This window comes from Pseudomonas sp. FG86 (genome assembly GCF_057808775.1).
In genome coordinates this window covers 122,390-140,192 of record NZ_JBMDIS010000005.1, presented here as the reverse complement: position 1 = coordinate 140,192, position 17,803 = coordinate 122,390, and the positions used below count along the sequence as shown (strand labels likewise).

The window sequence follows — 17,803 nt, the reverse complement described above, 5'->3', positions numbered from 1 at the left end:
GTAGTGCGCCGCTGGGTGAAAGCATGAAGAAATCACACGGTCCTGCCTTCCGCGCTGCTCAGCTCGACCTGGCGAAGTGCCCGACATGCCGCGGTCGTGCGGTGATCAAGGGTATCTTCCATGAGCTGGCCTGCGTGCAGTGCAACGCCTCGGGCTGGGTCACCGCCGAAACCGGTGAGGCGCTGCCGCTGGAGGTGCTGGTGACTCAACTGAGCATCCGGCTCCAGGCCGCCGAGCATCAGATCGCGCAGTTCAACTGCTTCAAGCCTTCCGGTGCTGAAGCGCAATACAACCAGAACAACCGCCGCGGCGCCGGCGGCACCAACTACACAGGGGACTGATCATGGCCTTCACGCCGAGCTTCAAAGAACGCACCGCCGAAGATCTGCTGGAGCATTGGGGCCGCTGGGTTGTACTGGGCTCTGGCGTGTCTTGCTGCGCGTCCCGAGAGAACACCATCCTTTCGCCGATGATCACCGACGACGACGCCTTGATGATCGATGGTCTGATGGGTCGCCTGCTCAAGCGCTACCCCGAATGTGGCCAGGTGCTGATGCGCTACTACACCAGCCGGGACACGTCGCTGATGGAAGTCGGCAAGAAAATGGGCTTCGGCGAAGAGAAGACGCGCGGGCTCTGGAAAGCTGGCATTGCCTGGATAGACGGGGCTTTAGACATTCGTCGTCAGGCCGCTTGACAGCCCCGGTCCCTGCATATAGATTTCAGTTACTTTGCGGTTTTTCCGCGAGCAAAGCCCGGCCCTGAGTTGGGCTTTTTGCTTTCTACACTTTCTTGAGCCTCGGCATTTGCCGGGGCTTTTTCGTTTTCGGCTCCACCACACCCATCGCTCCGAGCTGGGAGTGCTGCCGGGGCTGACCTATTCGCCGCTGCTCCCCAGCGTTTGGCCGCCACCTGACGGCCTTTTTTATTCCTCTACTCCCAGAAGGGAGGACTTCGGATTGAAAATCATGCCCGAAAAAGACCCCTCCTTCTGGGCGATGGTTTTGAATGCCCTGCGTGACAACGGGCTGGCCATGGTCCTGACATTCCTCCTGATCTGGTTGCGAATTCAGTACGACGGCAAAGAGACCAAGCCTGTCCGCCAAATTATTGAGTCTGTCCTTGGGGCCTTAATCGTGATGGTGGTAGGCCTGACGGTGCAGAAGTTCGGGTTGAGCAGCGGGTGGTCTTTCTTCGCTGCCGGCTTCGTCGGCATTCTCGGAGTTGATCAGGTTCGACAACTCGGCAAGCGCTGGTCTGAGCGCAAGGCGGATGAGCTATGAAGCTTATAGACGGGGCGGGTGGCTGGCATCGGCTTTGGTCTGTTCGGCTGGCCCTGGCCGGCTCGGTACTGAATGCCGGGGCGATTGGTTGGACAGTATTCCAGGGTACGGTCAACCCGCTGATTTACGCGGCCATCAACATGGCACTGGGTATCGGTGTCGCCGTCGTCCGGGTTCTGTCCCAGTCGCAGCCCGACGGGGGGCAAGAATGAAAGCTCCTAATTTCCTGAAATCAATCGTCGCATGGATTGCGAAACCTTTCGTAGAGGCTCCAGTCATGTCCGAATTGCCAGTAGAAGTACAAGTCGCCATTGCATCGTCGGCGCCGGTTGTCGTGGTGCCTGATGCGGCGCCTGTTGCCCAGGTTAGTGAGCCAGCGCCCGTCGCTGCCCCGGCGCCCGACCTGATCGCCAAGCTCGAAACCATCCTCTCCGCCCTCGGCCATGAGCTCCCTGTATTCTGGGGTGAGGCTGTGGCTCTGGCGAAGAAAGCGCTTTAATCAGAGGCTGTCTGTCGAGGTGGTATATGGCTGGAGCGTTTGATATTTCGGTCCGGGCCAATGTGAAGGAGATCACCAAATCGCTCTCGGCCTTGGCCTACAAGCAGGTTGCTTTCGCTACTGCGCAAGCACTGACGGCCTTGGCCAAAGAGGTTCAGGCTGACGAGATCCAGAACATTGCCGCGACCTTCAAGAAGCCCAAGCCATTCACCCAGAAGTCAGTTGGTGTACGAGGTGCCCGTAAAGACACGCTCACGGCCACGGTGTTTGTTCGGCCCATCGCGGCCAAGTACCTGGCGCCGTATGAGGATGGTGGTAGCCACGTTCTATCTGGTCGAGCGCTCTTCAACCCGAAGAACATCAAGCTCGATCAATATGGACAGCTGCCACGCAAGGTGCTGGATCGGTTGAAGGCCCGCAAGGATATCTTCATCGGTCCGGTGAATTCGAAGTCCGGAACAATCAACGGTGTATGGCAGCGCATTCCGGCTAAGCGAAAGCAGCCGGCTCACTTGAAGCTGCTGATTCGCTTCGGTGATTCGCTCACCGTGAACAAACGATTGAACTATCGGAGCCGAGCAAAGGCGCTGGTAGATCGCAGGTTCAACGCGGTGTTCGGTGAGGCTATGGCCAAAGCCCTGGCGTCTGCGCGCTGAGGGTGGTAATTGCACCGCAATGGTGCACCCCCCATGCTTGGGTCCCTCCTGAGGCCTTCGACATCGAGGGCATTGCGCGCCGCGCTGTTTCTCTAGCTGCGAAATTTTTCAATTTGGGTAACAGGTAACAAGGCTCCCCCATGAATCAGAGCGAGTTCGCAACCCTCCATGGCGTCAGTCGCAAGACTGTCACAAAGTGGAAAGAGCGCGGCTGGCTTGTGTTTCAGGGCGGCGATCTTGATGTTGAGGCGTCAAATGAATTGATCGCCAGGTACCGCCGTGACGGCTTGGATGCTGTTACCCAAGAACAAAATCCTGTTACCCAAACGCTGGTGGGTAACAAGACTTCACCGAAGAAGTCGGCTGTTACCTCTGCTTCTGCGCGGGTAACAATCAAGCCCGGTGAGACGGTCGAGCAGGCTACTGCCCGCATCCTGATCGCCACCGGTGCGAACATGAATATCGATGAGGCCAAGCGGGTCAAGGAGAACTACCTGGCCCTGCGCGAGCAGTTGGAATACGACCGCGAATCGCGCCTGGTGGTGGCCGTCGAGGATGTGACCCGCGCCGTCGGTGAGGAATACGCGAAAGTTCGGACCAGACTCCTGGCCATCCCCTCAGAGAATGCCCCTCGGATTCATCGCCTGAAGACAGTGCTGGAGGTTCAGGACGCCATGTATGGACTTATTGTTGAAGCGCTTGAGGAGTTGACCCGTGACGGAGAAGGGATCAACCGATGAGGTGCGTCGTTACGCCGAGGGTCATGCTGCTCTGGAAGCGGGCTTGCTCCATGCCCGACGACGCAATATACAGCCCCCACCGAAGCTGACACTCAGCCAGTGGGCCGCTGAATACGCAATGCTATCCGGGGAGACTAGCGCCCAAACGGGCCGGTTCCATGCGTTCCCCTATCAGAACGGGATCATGGACGCGATTACCGATCCTACCGTCGAGATTGTCTCAGTGATGAAGTCGGCGCGGGTCGGTTACACCAAGATCATGGACCATGCGTCCGGCTTCTTCATCCACCAGGACCCGGCGCCCGTCCTGGTTGTCCAGCCCCGGGTAGAGGACGCGGAAGACTACAGCGTCACCGAAATTGAGCCGATGCTTCGGGATACCCCGGTGCTAAAGGCAATTGTGGGAGACCTCAAAAGGAAGGACTCCAAGCAGAAGATCAACAAGCGGATGTTCCGCAACGGCGCCTCGATGGCGTTTGTCGGTGCGAACAGCCCAGGCGGGTTCCGGCGGATTACCGCGCGCGTGGTGATGTTCGATGAGGTCGATGGCTACCCAGTAATGGGTGCTGGCAAGGAAGGCGACCAGATCAAGCTGGGCATCAAGCGGACCGAAAGCTTCTGGAACCGGAAAATCATCATGGGCAGCACGCCTACGGTGAAAGGCGAAAGCCGGATCGAAAAGAGCTACGCCAACAGCGACCAGCGCAAATACTTCGTTCCATGCCCCCACTGCGGTGAATACCAGGTGCTGGAGTGGGGTGGCCCTGACACGCCCTATGGCATGAAGTGGGATAAAGACGAGAGCGGTGCAGGGATTCCAGAAAGCGTGTTTTACGTCTGCAAGGCTACGGGCTGCGTCATCCGTGAAGTCGACAAAGACGAGATGGTTGAGCGCGGTGAGTGGCGGGCGACCAAGCCGTTTGCGGGTCATGCCGGATTCCACATCTGGGCTGGTTATAGCCTTTTCGTCAATGCGGCATGGCACAAGCTGGTAGCCGAGTGGCTGGAGGTCAAGGATGACCCGTTGATGCGTCAAACCTTCGTCAACCTGGTGCTGGGTGAGACATACGAGGATCGGGGTGATAGGGCGCTTCAGGAGGATCGATTGGCGGCCCGCTGTGAAGTGTGGGGCGCAGAAGTGCCAGACGGCGTTGCCGTTGTGACCGTTGGGGTCGATACCCAGGGCGACCGCTTTGAATGCGAGGTGGTCGGCTGGGGGCTGAACGAAGAGAGCTGGTCGATTGACTTCGAGGTCATCCAGGGCGACCTGGAAACACCGGACCCCTGGAATCGGTTGGACGCATATTTGCGGCGCATCTGGTTCCGGGCTGACGGCAGGGGCTTTGAAGTCATGGCTGTATGTCATGACTCCGGCGGTCACCACACCCAAAAGGTTTATGAGTTTGCGAAGGCGCGCCTCGGCCGTCGCGTATGGGCCGTCAAAGGCGAGTCAGCGGTTGGTGGCAAGCGTTCTCCTATATGGCCGACGAAGACGCCCAGCCGGCGTAACAAGTCGTCATTCCGGCCAGTGATCCTCGGCGTTAACGCAGCCAAGGATTCGGTTCGTTCCAGGCTTCACCTTGTGGATCCGGGTGCTGGCTACATGCACTTCCCGGTAAGCCGAGACATCAACTACTTCGCGCAACTGACAGCAGAGCGATCCGTAAGGAAAACATCTGGCGGTCAACATTACCGTGTCTGGGAGTTGCCAAACGGCAGGGCCAACGAAGCACTCGACTGCCGCGTCTATGCGTATGCAGCGTTGTGCGGGCTTATGCATATGGGCTTGAAACTCAACAAGCGCGCGGAAGAGGTGAACGCTTCGATTGGCACGCCCGTTCACCGTCCCGAGTTGCTGAAGCAGAAGCCCACAGTGGAAGAGGGCAATGAGGGCCAAGCCACTGGCCCGCGCGTCATTCAGGCAAAACCCACCAAGAAAAAGACGTTGGCCAGCCGGCTGGCGTAGATCTTTCCCGCCTCGGCGGGGCATAGCTGGAGTAATCCCATGAGCCGTTACGGTCCAAGCAGCCTGTTGGCGGGCATGCCCCGGGAGTCGTTGCAGGTGTCTTTGCAAAATGCCCAGCAGGCCTACCTGCAGCTTTCCTCGGGCGGAAAGGTTGAAAGTGCAACGTACACCCAGGGCGATGGCTCGAAAAGCATCACCTACACCCGCGCCAATATTGCCCAACTGGCAAACGTTATTCAGATGCTTCAGCAACAGCTGGGCATCGTCACCCGTGCCCGCCGGCCACTCACATTCAGGTTTAAGTGATGACCAATCCCGTATCGATTGTTGGGCTCGACGGCAAGCCGATCCAGCCTCTACGGCCGAGTCGGGGGAAAATGCTGGCGCCTGGCGGTGGCGCTCCCTACGACGCCGCCGACATCCATGGTGAACACGTTGCCGGGTGGAACCCTTACCTGGGTTCGCCTGATGGCGACCTCAACATGTATCGCGATCGCATCGTCGCTCGGGTGCGTGATCTTGTGCGCAACGATGGCTGGGCCTCGGGCGCCGTCACTCGCATTCTGGACAACGCCATCGGCGGCCATTTCCGACCACTGATCAAGCCGGACTGGCGCGCACTGGCGGCCTACACCGGTAAAAAAGCGTTTGATGCGACATGGGCGCATGAATTCGCCCAGGTGGCCAGCGCGCACTATCGGACCTGGGCCTTTGACTCTGGTCGCTATTGCGATGCGCAACGGTCGCTGACTATCACCCAGATGATGCGCCTTGGCTTTCGGCATAAGCTGATTGATGGCGACTCGTTGATCCAGGCCTGCTACATCCCGGAGCGGATAGGCGCCGGGCGGGCTCGGTACGGTACAGCGATGCAGCTAATCGACCCTGACCGTTTGAGTAACCCCCAGCAGCAGTTCGATTCGAATTCGTCGCGCGGCGGGGTGGTGCTCGATGCCTTCGGCGCGGCGAAGTCCTACTGGATTCGCAAGGCGCACCAAGGCGACTGGTGGAACGCCGCCGATAGCGTGACCTGGGAAGAGATCCCGCGGGAAACCGAGTGGGGGCGGCCGGTCATCATTCACGACTTCGATCATGACCGGGCTTCTCAGCACCGCGGCGGTTCCGGCATTTTCGCGCCGATCCTGCAGCGCATGAAAATGCTGGCCAAGTACGACGCGGTCGAACTGGACGCGGCGGTGATCAACTCGATCTTTGGCGCTTACATTGAAAGCCCGTTCGATCACAATCTGGTGGCCGAGGCTGTGGGTGACGATGACAACCTGTCGGCCTATCAAGATCAGCGGGCGGACTATCACGCAAGCCGAAAAACCATGTTGGGCGAGTCGCGGGTTCCGATCCTGTTCCCGGGGGAAAAGATCAACGCGGTGACAGCCACGCGGCCGAACGCGAATTTCGCCGGGTTCGAAAAATCGTTCTTGCGCAACTTTGCCTCGGCCACTGGGCTTTCTGCGCAGCAGATGTCGCACGACTGGTCTGACACCAACTACAGCTCGGCCCGTGGCGCGTTACTGGAAGCATTTAAAACATTGACCCGCCGTCGCAACGACTTCGCCAATAACACTGCGCAGCCGGTGTTGGGGTGCTTCATGGAGGAATCCATGGAGGTCGACGACTACCCGCTACCCCACGGCGCTCCCGAATTTATGGAGTGCCGATCCATGTACTCGCGAGCCGAGTGGATGGGGCCTGCCCGTGGCTGGATTGATCCGGTGGCCGAGAAGCAGGGTGCGGTGCTGGGAATGGATGCCGGTCTATCCACGCTTCAACAGGAATGTATGGAGCAGGGGCTGGACTACGAAGAAGTACTGGAACAGCGCAAGCGCGAGATCGACAAGTTCAAAGAACTTGGCATTCCCGCTCCTACCTGGGCCGGCATGCAGATCCCTGGCGGATACACATCGGCGGACGACGCCATACAGAAACCGAGGCCGACTTAATGCAATTTGGACATCTTGCTCAACGGCTCTTCAATGTGCCGGTGGCGATCCGCCCGGAAAAGGCCGAGGTCATCATGGCCGCCCTGGCCGAGCGCATGGGGATCGGTCGAGTGATGCGGGTCAGCGGCGATGCTGTTGACCTAACACCGATGGCATTGGAGGGGGAGGGATACAGCTACGCCGACCGAGAATCCCGTGATAGCGGGTATGACCTGGTCGGCAACGTGGCGGTCATTCCTGTCCACGGAACGCTGGTGCAGAAGACCGGCACCCTCCGGCCTTGGAGTGGCATGACAGGTTATGACGGGTTACGGCAAGCTTTCTTGACCGCACTGTATGACCCGCAGGTCGCTGCAATCGTGCTCGATGTCGACTCACCTGGCGGCGAGGTCTCCGGGTGTTTCGACCTGGTAGATACGATCTACAACGCCCGGGGCTCCAAGCCGATCTGGTCGATTCTCAACGAGTCGGCGTACTCGGCTGCCTACGCGATCGCCAGTGCTGCGGACCGTATCTACGTTCCGCGCACCGGTGGCACTGGGTCCATCGGCGTGATCTGCATGCATGTAGATTTTTCCAAGGCGCTGACATCGGCCGGCATTCAGGTGACGTTCATCACCTACGGCGATCGCAAGGCAGATGGCCATTCAGAAATCCCACTGTCAGCTGATGCGCTGGCGAGGTTCCAGGGCGATATCGACGCTATGGGCGAATTGTTCGTAGAGACCGTGGCCCGCAACCGAAACATCGCGGCCAGCAAGGTCCGCGCAACCCAGGCTGGTACCTACCTCGGCTCTGCCGGGATTGATGCGGGCTTGGCCGATGTTGTCGCGGCCCCCGATGCCGCTTTCCGGGCACTGCTATCCCAGCTGGCCTAGCTCTCACCATTTAGAGGATTGACCATGACCAGAAGCAGAATGACTGCTGCTGCGACCTTCGCGCACCTGCTGGGTTTCGCCAAGCACGCCGATGAGGGGGATGACGAAAAAGACAAGGCGCGCCGCGCCGAAGAGGATGACGGCGACGATGACAAGGAAGACCCAAAAGGTCGTAAGGCAAAGCGTGCCGAGGAAGATGACCTCGAGGACGATGAAGACGACAAAAAGGCACGCAAAGCAAAGGGGGAGAAGGACGACCCTGACGATAAGAGCGACGACCCCAAAGGCCGTAAAGCCAAGCGAGCCGAGGATGACGATGATGAGTCGGAGGTCGAGGATAATGATGATCAGGACGATCCGAAATCCAGCAAAGCTGCGGTTGCCAAAGAGCGCGCCCGGTGCGCCCAGATCATGGCTCACGGCCTGAAGTCGGGTAACGCCGAGCAGGCTGGGGTGTTCGCATTCGATACCAACATGTCTGCTGCAGCTGCCATCAGTGCACTTAACGCTGCTGGATCGGTAAGCGGTCGCGGCAGCAAGCTGAAAGACCGCATGGCTGCAGCTGACGTGCCGAATGTCGGCGCCGGGGGCGATGGTGGCGTGGAGTCTTCCAACATGTCGCCAATCGCCCAAAAAATCATCGCGGCAGCCGCCCGCGCCAAGCCCCAGTAACCTCAACGCCAAACGGAGATCAACAGCATGTCGCTGATTCCAACTGAAATTCGAGACAACCCACAAAGACCGGGCGTTCAGGCACAGGTGTACATCCCTGATCAGCTGATTGCCGATGCCCGCAACCTGGTCACCCAGCCGATTCTTTTGGCTGCTGGCGTACTCAAGCGCGGCACGGTCCTGGGGCAGCAAACCGTAAGTCCGGTCCAGGTCATCGCCAAGCCAGGCAACACCGGCAACGGCGCAGTGTCAGCGGTCACCGTTGGCTCTGCCGTTGAAACCGGTGGCTACGTGCTGCTGGCGACATCTGCTACCACCTTCGGCGTTACCAACCCCGAAGGCGTGGCGCTGGGCGATGCAACTGTCGGCGCCGCGTTTGCACACGCCGAGATCAATCTGACGATCACTGCGGGTGCCACGGCCTTTGTGGTAGGTGATGGCTTCACCGTCAACGTCTTTGATGCGGTCGGTACCTATGTCGAGTGCGTTCGGACGGCGACCGACGGCAGCCAGGTTCCGCTCGCTATTTTGGTCGACGATGCTGATGCAACGGATGGCCCGGTGACAGCTGGTGCGTACGTGGCCGGCGAATTCAATGCCGCCCAACTGATTTACAGCCCAACCTGGTCGCTCCCGGCCCTAGTATCGGCGATGCGGCCGTACAGCCTGTTTGCCAAAACCTCACTCTCGGCGGCTTCCCCGTCGAATAACTCGGCGCCGTAATCCGGCCCATACCCACCGCCCACAAAGGCCCGCTGAAGCGGGTTTTTTTGTGGGTTGGATTCAGCATTTTTTGCTTTGGAGAGGCCCATGACCGCCGCCAGTTCGTTTCCTTTTAGCACCACCGACCTGATTCAGGTCGTGCCGACGCTCAAGCGTCCGCAGAAATTCCTACTCGATAAGTTCTTCCCGAACATTCAGAGCTCGGAGACCGAGTTCGTTGCCATCGACATCGACGTTGGCTTGCGTCGCATGGCCCCCTTCATCAGTCCGCTGGTACAGGGCAAGCTGGTTGAGCAGCGCCGCTACCAGACCAACACCTACAAGCCGGCCTACATCAAGGACAAGCGCGCTCCGGACCTGCGCAAGCCGATCATGCGCCAGATCGGCGAACGCATCGGCGGCGGCACCATGACTGCCGGTGAACGCGAGATGGCCAACGTTGCGTTCGAGATGGCCGACCAAATCGATATGCTGGACCGCCGTCTCGAGTGGATGGCAGCGTCGGCGCTGCTCACTGGCAAGGTGGTTGTTTCGGGCGAAGGCTTTGAAACTGAGGTAGTCGACTTCGGTCGAGATTCCCAGTTGAGCATCGCTCTTTCCGGCAATCTGCAGTGGGGTATCAAGGCCAACTTTAACGCCGCAGGCCGCGACACCATCCCGGCGAACAATCTGGAAGAATGGCAAACGCTGATGCTCCAGCTCTCCGGCGCCCAGGCAACGGATCTGGTGTTCACTACCTCGGCTTGGCAGACCTTCTCCAACGACGAGAAAGTATTCGGCGCCATCTTCTTCCCGAAACAGTCCGAGGCGGGGAGCATCAACATTGGCCCACAGATCGCACCGGGTGCGGTCTACAAGGGGCGTTGGGGTCAGTACGACCTGTGGCTCTACAACGAGTGGTTCATTGACGACAACGGCGTTGAGCAACCAATGCTGCCTGATGGCTACATGCTGATGTCCGGCCAGCAACTGCTCGGTACCCGCGCCTTCGGTTCGATCCTTGACCCAAACTTCAACTACCAGGCCATGCCATACGCGCCAAAGACTTGGGTCGAGAATGACCCCGCTCAACGCATCCTGCTGATGCAGAGCTCGCCGCTGGTCATTCCAAGCCGAGTTAACGCCTGCCTTGCCGCGAAGGTGTGCACTCCGCCGAGCAAAGGCTGATGGCCGGCGCACCCGGAACGGGGGCCTCTGTCGTGGAGGCCGTCGTGGCTCATGGCCGAACCGTGGTCGGCGTCAATGGTAAAAGCGTTGGGCCTGGAGGCACCGTCAAGGTGCCAAAGGATGAGGTCGAGTCTCTGATCAAACTCGGCTTTCTGGCCGATGGCAACGTAGTCGAGAAGCCTCAAACAGGCCCGCATGTCTCGGTGGCGGCAGGGCCTAGCGTGAGGATCGCCTGATGATCGACTGGGACAGCTTGGTGTTGGGGCCGCTTGAAACCATTTTTGGCGAAGGTCAGCGACCGGAAGGGCAGGTGACGTACTACCCGGTCGGGCGCCAGGCATACCCCATCGACGGCGTTTTCGATTCGGCCTATCGGGAGGTCGAGCTGATTGACCCCCTGGTGGGTGTTACATCAACGCAGCCGGTGCTGGGTGTGCGGCTTTCGACCTTTCGTGAGCCGCCTGTTCAGGACGATGAGATTTACATCCCGAGTATCGCCAAGCGATACCTGGTGATGGAGGTTCGGCCTGATAGTCATGGCTGGGCAAAATTGATGCTGAGTGAAATGTGATGACCACGACTTCCGAGTTACGGCAGATCACTGCCGAAGCCCTCAAGGCGGGAACCGCAGCCGGCAACAATGTGTTCGCCGCCAGAACCTGGCCGACATGGAGCGGAAGCTACCCGATCATCTGGGTTCACTCTCCGGCAGAAGACAAGGAGTCACTGGGGCGCCAGGGAGGGCCACAGTTTACAGTGACAGCAACGATCCGGATCAGTGCTCGCATCCAGCTAAAGGCCTTGCCCAAAAACGGCGCGGCTGCGGCGATGATCTTGGCTTTAGAGGGGATACAGCGTCAGATTGAAAGGGCGCTGATCAACTTTCCGCCACTGATGAGTCGCCTTCAGCAGTTTCCTTTTATCCGGTCCGAGATGGTTGAAAGTGATGAGGGCGATCAGAACTTAGGCGAGCTCGTCATGGATGTCGGTATGGAGTTCTACCAGGGCCCCGAGGAATTCTATCCGATGGAAGAAGCCTCCGATCATCCGCCTTTTGATCCGGTTGCTGAGTCCGTTGTGCAGCCGATTACTCCGCTGGACGGCCTTAGCGTCACCAACGACCTGCACAACGTATTTGATCCAACAGGCACTTATGCCGATCCACCGTTTCCCGATTCCGTCACACCGGCGCCGCGCGATGTTGGCCCTGATGGGCGAGCGGAGGGTGGTCTTTCGTTCGAATTTCCGCAGGAGTAATCATGCGCATTTATCCATCTCCAGGGTTGCTGGTACGCGACCCGGTCAAACGCGATGCTCTGCCGGAAGACGGTCGAGAGGTCGCGGACAACGATCACTACTGGCTTCGCCGGCTCTCTTGCAATGACGTTACATGCACGCCGCCTAAGTCGGAAACCTCGCCTGATTCACCACAGGCAGGCGACGAAAAGCCGCCGGCGGCCAAGATCACCAAGCCTGAAACTTCCCAAGGGAGCGACAGTTAATGACCGTCCCATTTAGCAATATTCCCTCGAACCTGCGGGTTCCTCTGTTTTATGCCGAGGTCGATAACTCCCAGGCCAACAGCGGCGCACAAACTCAGCGCACCCTGATCATCGGGCAGATCACTGCCAATGGTAACGGCGTGGTTAATGTGCCGGTGCTCGGACAGGGTGTGAGCGATGCCCAATCCAAAGGCGGCCTGGGATCGATGCTGGCACTGATGACCGCGGCCTATAAAGCCTCGGATAACTTTGGTGAAGTTTGGTTTTTGCCGCTGGCAGACGCCGAGGGTTCTGTGGCTGCGAGCGGGTCTCTGCTGATCGCTGGCGCACCCAGTGGCACAGGTGTCGTCTCGCTCTACATCGCCGGCCAACTTCTCACTTTCGCTGTGGCTACCGCTGAGCCCGCGGCGGACATTGCTACCGGCCTCGCTGCCTTGGTCAATAGCACCGGAAATCTTCCGGTGACGGCCGTGGCTACCGACGCAACCGTGAAGTTTACGGCCAAGAACAAGGGGGCGACCGGCAACGACATTGACCTGCGCCTGAACTATCTGGGAACCGCAGGCGGCGAGGTAACACCGGCTGGGCTGACGCTGACCATCACCGCCATGGCCGCCGGTGCAACAAACCCTGTGCTCGACGCTGCTCTGGCTAGCCTGGGTGACGAGGCCTTCGATTTCATTGTCAGCCCGTACACCGATACGGCGTCCTTGAATGCACTGAAAACCCTGCTCAACGACAAAACCGGTCGCTGGAGTTATGCCAGCCAGATTTATGGGCACATCTTCGCTGCCCAGCGCGGCACGCTCTCGACGTTGGCCACCGCGGGCAACGCTCGCAACAACCAGCATGAGTCGATCATGGGTTTCAATGACTCTCCGTCGCCTGCCTGGATCTGGGCGGCTGATTTGGCGGGTACCGCGGCGGTGGCACTGCGTGCTGATCCGGGCCGGCCGCTGCAAACCTTGACGCTGAGTACGGTGCTGGCGCCGCCGGCTCCTTCGCGGTTTGATCTGGGCGAGCGCAACACGCTGCTGTGGGACGGTATCTCCACATTCACTGTGGCGAGCGATGGCACGGTGGCGATCGATAACTTGATCACCACATATCAGGAGAACAGCTTCGGTGCTGCAGATGACAGCTATCTGCAGATCGAGACCTTGTTCTTGCTGATGTACGTATTGCGTGCCCAGCGGTCGTTGGTGACTTCCAAATATGCCCGGGTGAAGCTGGCAGCCGACGGCACTCGCTTTGCGCCTGGCTCAGCGATCGTTACGCCGAAAATCATCAAGGCTGACTTGATCGCTCAATACGGGGCGCTGGAGTACGACGGGTTTGTCCAGGATGCCAAGGCATTCGCCAAGGAGCTGATCGTCGAGCAGAACCGAACCAACCCTAACCGAGTCGACGTGCTCTGGCCTGGGACCCTGATCAACCAACTGCGCATTTTTGCGCTGCTGGCCCAGTTCCGGCTGTAACCCGGGCTTATCGTCCACTGCCGCCTTGAGCGGTTTTTTTTCGCCTGGAGAAAATTATGGCTGACCCAAACCGCCTCGCCGGTACCTGTTACCTGACCATCGACGGCGTGAGCTACATGCTGGCCGCCGACTTCTCTTACAAGATTTCCGGCGTGTCCCGGGAAACCTTGAAGGGGCAGGACGGCATTCACGGCTACAGCGAAACGCCGCAGCCCGGCTACATCGCCGCCACACTGCGTGATGCCTCAAACCTCAGCATTAGCGACATCAATGCGATGAACAACGCCACCGTCGTCGCCGAACTCGCCAATGGCAAAACCATCATTGGTCGCAACATGTGGACCACTGACCAACAAGAATCCAAATCTTCCGATGCCACTATTGAAGTGAAGTGGGAAGGTCCTTCCGTTACGGAGAATTGATCCATGTTTGAAGACGAAATCACCATCACCCTCAGCAAGCCAGTAGTCATCGGAAAAGCTGAAAGCGCCATCACCTACGACGAAATCAAGCTCCGCGAGCCGACTGCGGGCGAGATGGAGAAAGCGGCTCGGGCCGACACCATGATCGGATCTGCGATCACATTGATTTCGTTGGTGGCCGCAATTCCGCGCAGTGTCGTCGAGAAGTTCAGCAAACGCGATTTGGTCGCGGCGAACAAGTTTCTCGAGGGTTTTACCGAAGCTGGTCAGGCGGAGGAGGCTGGCCAGAGCTGATTGCCGAGCTCACCAAGTATTACGGTTGGGGGCCGCGCGATGCATGGTCGCTCACTTTGAAGGAACTGATCGAATGGAACAGACAGGCCATTCGCATGGCGGGTAACTCAGATGGCTAATACCTTCACGATCACGATCAACGCGGTTGATAAGGCCTCGGCGACCGTTCGCAAGGTCAATGACTCTGTCAGCCGCATGACCCGCCCCTTTGAAGAGGTCGGAAAGTCCTTCAAAAGCCTCGGCCGTGAGCTTGGCTTTGAGCGCATCGGCAAGAACCTCACCAATATCGGCAGGGAAGCAGGCGGCGCCGCTCGTAGCATCAGCAACATAGTTGCTCCGATGGCCGCTATTACGGGTATTGGCTCGGTGGCTGGTGTAGCGGCGCTGGCCGTCAACTGGGCAAAGCTTGGTAGGTCGATTGACAACAGTGCGCACGGGATCGGTATTTCTGCCGATCAGCTGCAGACCTTCCAGGGCGCCGCCAAGATGGTTGGCATCGATACCGAATTGGCTACGGGCAGCCTCAACAGCCTGGCGACCACCATGCAGGACGCGCAATGGGGGCGTAACCAAGGCGCGTTGTTGATGCTGAACAAGCTCGGTATCGGCCTGAAAAAAGCCAAGGACGGTTCTTGGGATGTGGTGGGGGAGTACAAGGCCATTGCCACCGCGATTGCCAGCCAGAAGAGTCCGCAGGTTCAAGCACTGATAGCGAACAACCTGGGGCTGGGCGGCATGCTGCCATTCCTGCGTGAGGGGGCTGCTGGCATTGAGCGCTACGAGGCAACGGTAAAACGCTTGGGCTATGTCATGAGTGACGATGCCGTACAGCGTGGCAAGGAGTTCTCGCAGAGCCTGGCCGGCCTGAATATCGTCATCGATGGCACTAAAAACGCTATCGGCGATAAGTTGATCCCCGTTATGAAGCCGTTGGTTGATCAATTCACCAATTGGCTAGCGGTGAATCGCGATTTGATTGCCAGCGATATCGGCGAGTGGGCCAAAGGCTTCGCCGTTTGGATCAACAAGGTCGAGTGGAAGAAGATCGGCGACGGCATCATCAACTTCGGCAAGGGGGTCGGGAAAGTAGTTGATTGGCTCGGTGGCTGGGAGAATGCCGCGATTTTGGTTATAGGCGTGATGAACGCAGGGCTGATCGGTAGCGTTCTCTCTCTGGGTGTAACGCTCGTTCGGGGCGGCGCTGGGGTGCTGGCCTTCACTAAGCTGCTGCTTGGATGGGAATCGGCTGCAATTGCCGCTGGCGCTGCAACTACCACCGCCGGCGCAGCTGGTGCTGGAGTGGGCGGAGGCGCCGCAGTTGGTGCTGGTGCCGCCGGCGCAGCTGGTACAGGCCTTGGTGCATGGCTTGCTGCCGCCGCCGCGGGGGTTGCTGCAATGGTGTACTCCCCATCGCTTAACGATGGAGAGAGCAAGGAAATTGCTCGCATTCGTCGCGCGCAAGGCCTCCCAGAGGTTTCTGATTCGGAAGTTTTGAGCAGTGCCTTCAAGGGACGTGGCGGCATTAACGAGGAAGCCACTGGCCGCTCAATGGCCTTCTTTCAAGGAAAAGGGTGGACGAAAGAACAGGCTGCGGGGATCAGTGCAAACCTTGGTCTTGAGAGCAACTTCAATCCAGCGGCTGTGGGTGATAGCGGGCGGGCATATGGTGCCGCGCAGTGGCATGAATCACGGCAGCAGCAGTTTACGAAATGGGCAGGAAAACCCATGCAGGGATCCAGTCTGGAAGAGCAGCTTGGGTTCGTTCACTACGAACTCACTCAAGGCCAGGAGCAGGGTGCTGGTGAGCTTCTGCGTAGAGCGAAAAGTGCCAGGGAGGCGGGCGATATCGTTTCCCGGAAGTACGAACGGCCAGCTGATGCGGACGGCGACGCTGCAAAAAGGGCTGCTGTGGCGGAGGTCATCGCCAATAGGATGCCTGCGCCGTCACCAGCGCCGGCAGGCCCTTACTCCCAAGGTGCCGCCCAGCAAAATGGCGGGAGCGTCAAGGTTGAAATCGAACATAAAAACGCGCCCGATGGTCTGAAAACCAAGGTCAAGTCAGACGGCAACGTCCAGGCTTCGAGCCGCATCGCCTATTCGGGCATGGGGGCTATTGCATGAGTTTGCTGTCGGACATCATTCAAATTGCCCAGGACTCAAATAAGACCTGGCCGGAGATGCTCAACAAAGCCTCATTTCGTGGTGTGCCGTTTGCAGTTTACGGGGGGGATGCGCGTTTTGGGCGGCGCCTGGCGCTCCACGAGTACCCAGGGCGTGACAAGCCCTACGTTGAAGACATGGGGCGTTCCACTCGACGTATCCGCATGAGCGGCTTCCTGGTCACCGACAGCTTGGTGTATGGCGGTGGCAACGTCCTGGCACAGCGCGATTTACTGGTCGCGGCAGTGGAGGCTGCGGGGCCTGGTGCGTTAATACATCCGACCCTTGGAGCGCTCAAGGTCAGCGTTCCCTCCGAGGGGTTGAGCGTGGTCGAGCGCTGGGACATGGGGCGGTACTTTGAAATCAGCATCGTATTCATTGAGTCCGGCGATCGTGTATTTCCCTCAATCACTACGTCGACCGGGTCGCTGCTGGACAAACTGGCTGCTGCGCTTGGACTCTCTGCAGCGCTCGACTTTGTGCGCAAAGTGATTGGCGGGGTCACCTCGGTGATCAACGCGGTTGAGGGCGTCATCAAGTTCGGCAAGGCAATTGTTGGGATGGTAGTTGGAGTAATCGCTGATTTCAAAGTTCTGGTGGGCCGCATCACCCTCGACGTGCGCAGCATTACAAGCCTGGCCAGCCTTCTGACCGGTGATTTTGGGCGATATGCCAATGGCAATGTCAGCAGCGCGCTCATTGCGAGCAAAAAAGCCAAAAACAGCAGTGCGACCATGGCTGACCTGATTGCCAAGAACACAGCCAATCGCGCAGCCGTGGATGCGGCAATGGATACGCTTGTTGACGCCGCGGCGAGCCTGGATGCAAACAGTGGGCAGCAATTCACCGACGCAGTACAGGGCGTAATGGATTCGCTCGTTGCCAGCATCGCAGACCCAGGCAGCGCGATTGAATTGCTGGGCTCGCTTGCTGGTTACGCGCCGCCGTCCACTTCTGGCAGCGGGGCTATCGGTGCAGCTCGCGGGGTTGCACAGGACGCCACCAGCGCTCTGCTGCGGCGTTCTGCCCTCGCCTCAATCGGCAAGGTTGTGGCGGCCTACGTGCCGACCTCCTACGACGAGGCCATGTCAACTATGGGGGTGGTCACCGGGTTCATTGATGCGGAGTTGCTGGTGGCGGGCGATAGCGGCGACGACGAAAGCTATGGCGCTCTGGTCGATCTGCGCCAGGTGGTGGTCAAGGCTTTGACCACCACCGGTGCCACGCTTCCAACACTGGAGACTTTCACGTTTCGCGCGCCTATATCGGCGCTGACCATGGCTAACAGGCTCTACCGCGATACGAATCGTACCGATGAGTTGATCCAGCAGGCAAACCCGATTCACCCGGCGTTTATGTCGACGACGGTGAAAGCTCTAGCCCGGTAGAGGGCTCGCCGGACGCA

22 protein-coding genes are annotated in these 17,803 nt (G+C 59.0%); all 22 read left to right on the top strand.

Going from position 1 to position 17,803, the window contains the following annotated elements; all coding sequences use genetic code 11:
* Positions 1-23: 23 nt before the first annotated feature.
* The 22 genes from ACODSV_RS05205 (at position 24) to ACODSV_RS05100 (ending at position 17,786) form a co-directional block, all read left to right on the top strand.
* A complete protein-coding gene (locus ACODSV_RS05205) occupies positions 24-341 on the top strand; it encodes a hypothetical protein (protein WP_454843291.1) in 318 nt (105 codons plus the stop codon).
* A gap of 2 nt (positions 342-343) precedes the next feature.
* Positions 344-697 (top strand): antiterminator Q family protein, encoded by a 354-nt coding sequence (locus tag ACODSV_RS05200; protein ID WP_150054845.1) that lies wholly within the window; start codon positions 344-346, stop codon positions 695-697.
* A gap of 271 nt (positions 698-968) precedes the next feature.
* Positions 969-1,283: a phage holin, lambda family gene (locus tag ACODSV_RS05195; RefSeq protein ID WP_223817849.1), complete on the top strand. Its 315-nt coding sequence runs from the start codon at positions 969-971 to the stop codon at positions 1,281-1,283.
* A complete protein-coding gene (locus ACODSV_RS05190; protein WP_150054843.1) occupies positions 1,280-1,495 on the top strand; it encodes a DUF7940 domain-containing protein in 216 nt (71 codons plus the stop codon). The genes ACODSV_RS05195 and ACODSV_RS05190 overlap by 4 nt, the downstream gene beginning before the upstream one ends.
* Complete coding sequence (locus ACODSV_RS05185; RefSeq protein ID WP_454843294.1) at positions 1,492-1,782, top strand: hypothetical protein; 291 nt, start codon at positions 1,492-1,494, stop codon at positions 1,780-1,782. Before ACODSV_RS05190 ends, ACODSV_RS05185 begins: the two co-directional genes overlap by 4 nt.
* 26 nt (positions 1,783-1,808) lie before the next feature.
* The gene (locus ACODSV_RS05180) at positions 1,809-2,438 is read left to right on the top strand and encodes a hypothetical protein (protein ID WP_454843296.1); all 630 of its coding nucleotides are present in this window, start codon (positions 1,809-1,811) and stop codon (positions 2,436-2,438) included.
* 140 nt (positions 2,439-2,578) lie between these two features.
* Positions 2,579-3,178: a hypothetical protein gene (locus tag ACODSV_RS05175; protein WP_150054840.1), complete on the top strand. Its 600-nt coding sequence runs from the start codon at positions 2,579-2,581 to the stop codon at positions 3,176-3,178.
* Positions 3,153-5,144: a phage terminase large subunit family protein gene (locus tag ACODSV_RS05170; protein WP_489046119.1), complete on the top strand. Its 1,992-nt coding sequence runs from the start codon at positions 3,153-3,155 to the stop codon at positions 5,142-5,144. The genes ACODSV_RS05175 and ACODSV_RS05170 overlap by 26 nt, the downstream gene beginning before the upstream one ends.
* Positions 5,145-5,183: 39 nt before the next feature.
* The gene (gene gpW / locus ACODSV_RS05165; protein ID WP_489046117.1) at positions 5,184-5,450 is read left to right on the top strand and encodes a gpW family head-tail joining protein; all 267 of its coding nucleotides are present in this window, start codon (positions 5,184-5,186) and stop codon (positions 5,448-5,450) included.
* Entirely contained in the window at positions 5,450-7,102 is a 1,653-nt protein-coding gene (locus ACODSV_RS05160) for a phage portal protein (RefSeq protein WP_489046115.1), read from the top strand. The genes gpW and ACODSV_RS05160 overlap by 1 nt, the downstream gene beginning before the upstream one ends.
* Entirely contained in the window at positions 7,102-7,980 is an 879-nt protein-coding gene (locus ACODSV_RS05155) for a S49 family peptidase (RefSeq protein ID WP_489046113.1), read from the top strand. Before ACODSV_RS05160 ends, ACODSV_RS05155 begins: the two co-directional genes overlap by 1 nt.
* A gap of 24 nt (positions 7,981-8,004) precedes the next feature.
* Positions 8,005-8,652 carry a hypothetical protein gene (locus tag ACODSV_RS05150; protein WP_489046111.1) on the top strand — a complete coding sequence of 216 codons (648 nt, stop codon included), beginning with the start codon at positions 8,005-8,007 and terminating at the stop codon, positions 8,650-8,652.
* A 27-nt stretch (positions 8,653-8,679) separates the two neighbouring features.
* Complete coding sequence (locus tag ACODSV_RS05145) at positions 8,680-9,375, top strand: head decoration protein (RefSeq protein ID WP_489046109.1); 696 nt, start codon at positions 8,680-8,682, stop codon at positions 9,373-9,375.
* A gap of 87 nt (positions 9,376-9,462) precedes the next feature.
* Positions 9,463-10,542, top strand: a complete 1,080-nt coding sequence (locus tag ACODSV_RS05140; protein WP_489046107.1) for a major capsid protein — start codon at positions 9,463-9,465, stop codon at positions 10,540-10,542.
* A 235-nt stretch (positions 10,543-10,777) separates the two neighbouring features.
* Positions 10,778-11,113: a head-tail joining protein gene (locus ACODSV_RS05135; RefSeq protein ID WP_169884232.1), complete on the top strand. Its 336-nt coding sequence runs from the start codon at positions 10,778-10,780 to the stop codon at positions 11,111-11,113.
* Entirely contained in the window at positions 11,113-11,799 is a 687-nt protein-coding gene (locus tag ACODSV_RS05130) for a phage tail protein (protein ID WP_489046105.1), read from the top strand. The genes ACODSV_RS05135 and ACODSV_RS05130 overlap by 1 nt, the downstream gene beginning before the upstream one ends.
* 2 nt (positions 11,800-11,801) lie before the next feature.
* Positions 11,802-12,044 (top strand): DUF2635 domain-containing protein, encoded by a 243-nt coding sequence (locus tag ACODSV_RS05125; RefSeq protein ID WP_489046103.1) that lies wholly within the window; start codon positions 11,802-11,804, stop codon positions 12,042-12,044.
* Positions 12,044-13,522, top strand: coding sequence for a phage tail sheath subtilisin-like domain-containing protein (locus tag ACODSV_RS05120; RefSeq protein WP_489046102.1), 1,479 nt, complete (start codon positions 12,044-12,046; stop codon positions 13,520-13,522). The genes ACODSV_RS05125 and ACODSV_RS05120 overlap by 1 nt, the downstream gene beginning before the upstream one ends.
* Before the next feature lie 56 nt (positions 13,523-13,578).
* Entirely contained in the window at positions 13,579-13,944 is a 366-nt protein-coding gene (locus tag ACODSV_RS05115) for a phage tail tube protein (RefSeq protein ID WP_489046100.1), read from the top strand.
* A gap of 3 nt (positions 13,945-13,947) precedes the next feature.
* Positions 13,948-14,238, top strand: coding sequence for a phage tail assembly protein (locus ACODSV_RS05110; protein WP_489046098.1), 291 nt, complete (start codon positions 13,948-13,950; stop codon positions 14,236-14,238).
* A gap of 111 nt (positions 14,239-14,349) precedes the next feature.
* Positions 14,350-16,359: a phage tail tip lysozyme gene (locus ACODSV_RS05105; protein WP_489046096.1), complete on the top strand. Its 2,010-nt coding sequence runs from the start codon at positions 14,350-14,352 to the stop codon at positions 16,357-16,359.
* Entirely contained in the window at positions 16,356-17,786 is a 1,431-nt protein-coding gene (locus tag ACODSV_RS05100; RefSeq protein ID WP_489046094.1) for a DNA circularization protein, read from the top strand. Before ACODSV_RS05105 ends, ACODSV_RS05100 begins: the two co-directional genes overlap by 4 nt.
* Positions 17,787-17,803: the final 17 nt, after the last annotated feature.

What these genes read in the sequence shown, in the direction of transcription:
- ACODSV_RS05205 (WP_454843291.1), top strand. Translation starts at nt 24, where the DNA reads ATGAAGAAATCACACGGTCCTGCCTTCCGCGCTGCTCAGCTCGACCTG.
- ACODSV_RS05200 (WP_150054845.1), top strand. Translation starts at nt 344, where the DNA reads ATGGCCTTCACGCCGAGCTTCAAAGAACGCACCGCCGAAGATCTGCTG.
- ACODSV_RS05195 (WP_223817849.1), top strand. Translation starts at nt 969, where the DNA reads ATGCCCGAAAAAGACCCCTCCTTCTGGGCGATGGTTTTGAATGCCCTG.
- ACODSV_RS05190 (WP_150054843.1), top strand. Translation starts at nt 1,280, where the DNA reads ATGAAGCTTATAGACGGGGCGGGTGGCTGGCATCGGCTTTGGTCTGTT.
- ACODSV_RS05185 (WP_454843294.1), top strand. Translation starts at nt 1,492, where the DNA reads ATGAAAGCTCCTAATTTCCTGAAATCAATCGTCGCATGGATTGCGAAA.
- ACODSV_RS05180 (WP_454843296.1), top strand. Translation starts at nt 1,809, where the DNA reads ATGGCTGGAGCGTTTGATATTTCGGTCCGGGCCAATGTGAAGGAGATC.
- ACODSV_RS05175 (WP_150054840.1), top strand. Translation starts at nt 2,579, where the DNA reads ATGAATCAGAGCGAGTTCGCAACCCTCCATGGCGTCAGTCGCAAGACT.
- gpW (WP_489046117.1), top strand. Translation starts at nt 5,184, where the DNA reads ATGAGCCGTTACGGTCCAAGCAGCCTGTTGGCGGGCATGCCCCGGGAG.
- ACODSV_RS05160 (WP_489046115.1), top strand. Translation starts at nt 5,450, where the DNA reads ATGACCAATCCCGTATCGATTGTTGGGCTCGACGGCAAGCCGATCCAG.
- ACODSV_RS05155 (WP_489046113.1), top strand. Translation starts at nt 7,102, where the DNA reads ATGCAATTTGGACATCTTGCTCAACGGCTCTTCAATGTGCCGGTGGCG.
- ACODSV_RS05150 (WP_489046111.1), top strand. Translation starts at nt 8,005, where the DNA reads ATGACCAGAAGCAGAATGACTGCTGCTGCGACCTTCGCGCACCTGCTG.
- ACODSV_RS05145 (WP_489046109.1), top strand. Translation starts at nt 8,680, where the DNA reads ATGTCGCTGATTCCAACTGAAATTCGAGACAACCCACAAAGACCGGGC.
- ACODSV_RS05140 (WP_489046107.1), top strand. Translation starts at nt 9,463, where the DNA reads ATGACCGCCGCCAGTTCGTTTCCTTTTAGCACCACCGACCTGATTCAG.
- ACODSV_RS05135 (WP_169884232.1), top strand. Translation starts at nt 10,778, where the DNA reads ATGATCGACTGGGACAGCTTGGTGTTGGGGCCGCTTGAAACCATTTTT.
- ACODSV_RS05130 (WP_489046105.1), top strand. Translation starts at nt 11,113, where the DNA reads ATGACCACGACTTCCGAGTTACGGCAGATCACTGCCGAAGCCCTCAAG.
- ACODSV_RS05125 (WP_489046103.1), top strand. Translation starts at nt 11,802, where the DNA reads ATGCGCATTTATCCATCTCCAGGGTTGCTGGTACGCGACCCGGTCAAA.
- ACODSV_RS05120 (WP_489046102.1), top strand. Translation starts at nt 12,044, where the DNA reads ATGACCGTCCCATTTAGCAATATTCCCTCGAACCTGCGGGTTCCTCTG.
- ACODSV_RS05115 (WP_489046100.1), top strand. Translation starts at nt 13,579, where the DNA reads ATGGCTGACCCAAACCGCCTCGCCGGTACCTGTTACCTGACCATCGAC.
- ACODSV_RS05110 (WP_489046098.1), top strand. Translation starts at nt 13,948, where the DNA reads ATGTTTGAAGACGAAATCACCATCACCCTCAGCAAGCCAGTAGTCATC.
- ACODSV_RS05105 (WP_489046096.1), top strand. Translation starts at nt 14,350, where the DNA reads ATGGCTAATACCTTCACGATCACGATCAACGCGGTTGATAAGGCCTCG.
- ACODSV_RS05100 (WP_489046094.1), top strand. Translation starts at nt 16,356, where the DNA reads ATGAGTTTGCTGTCGGACATCATTCAAATTGCCCAGGACTCAAATAAG.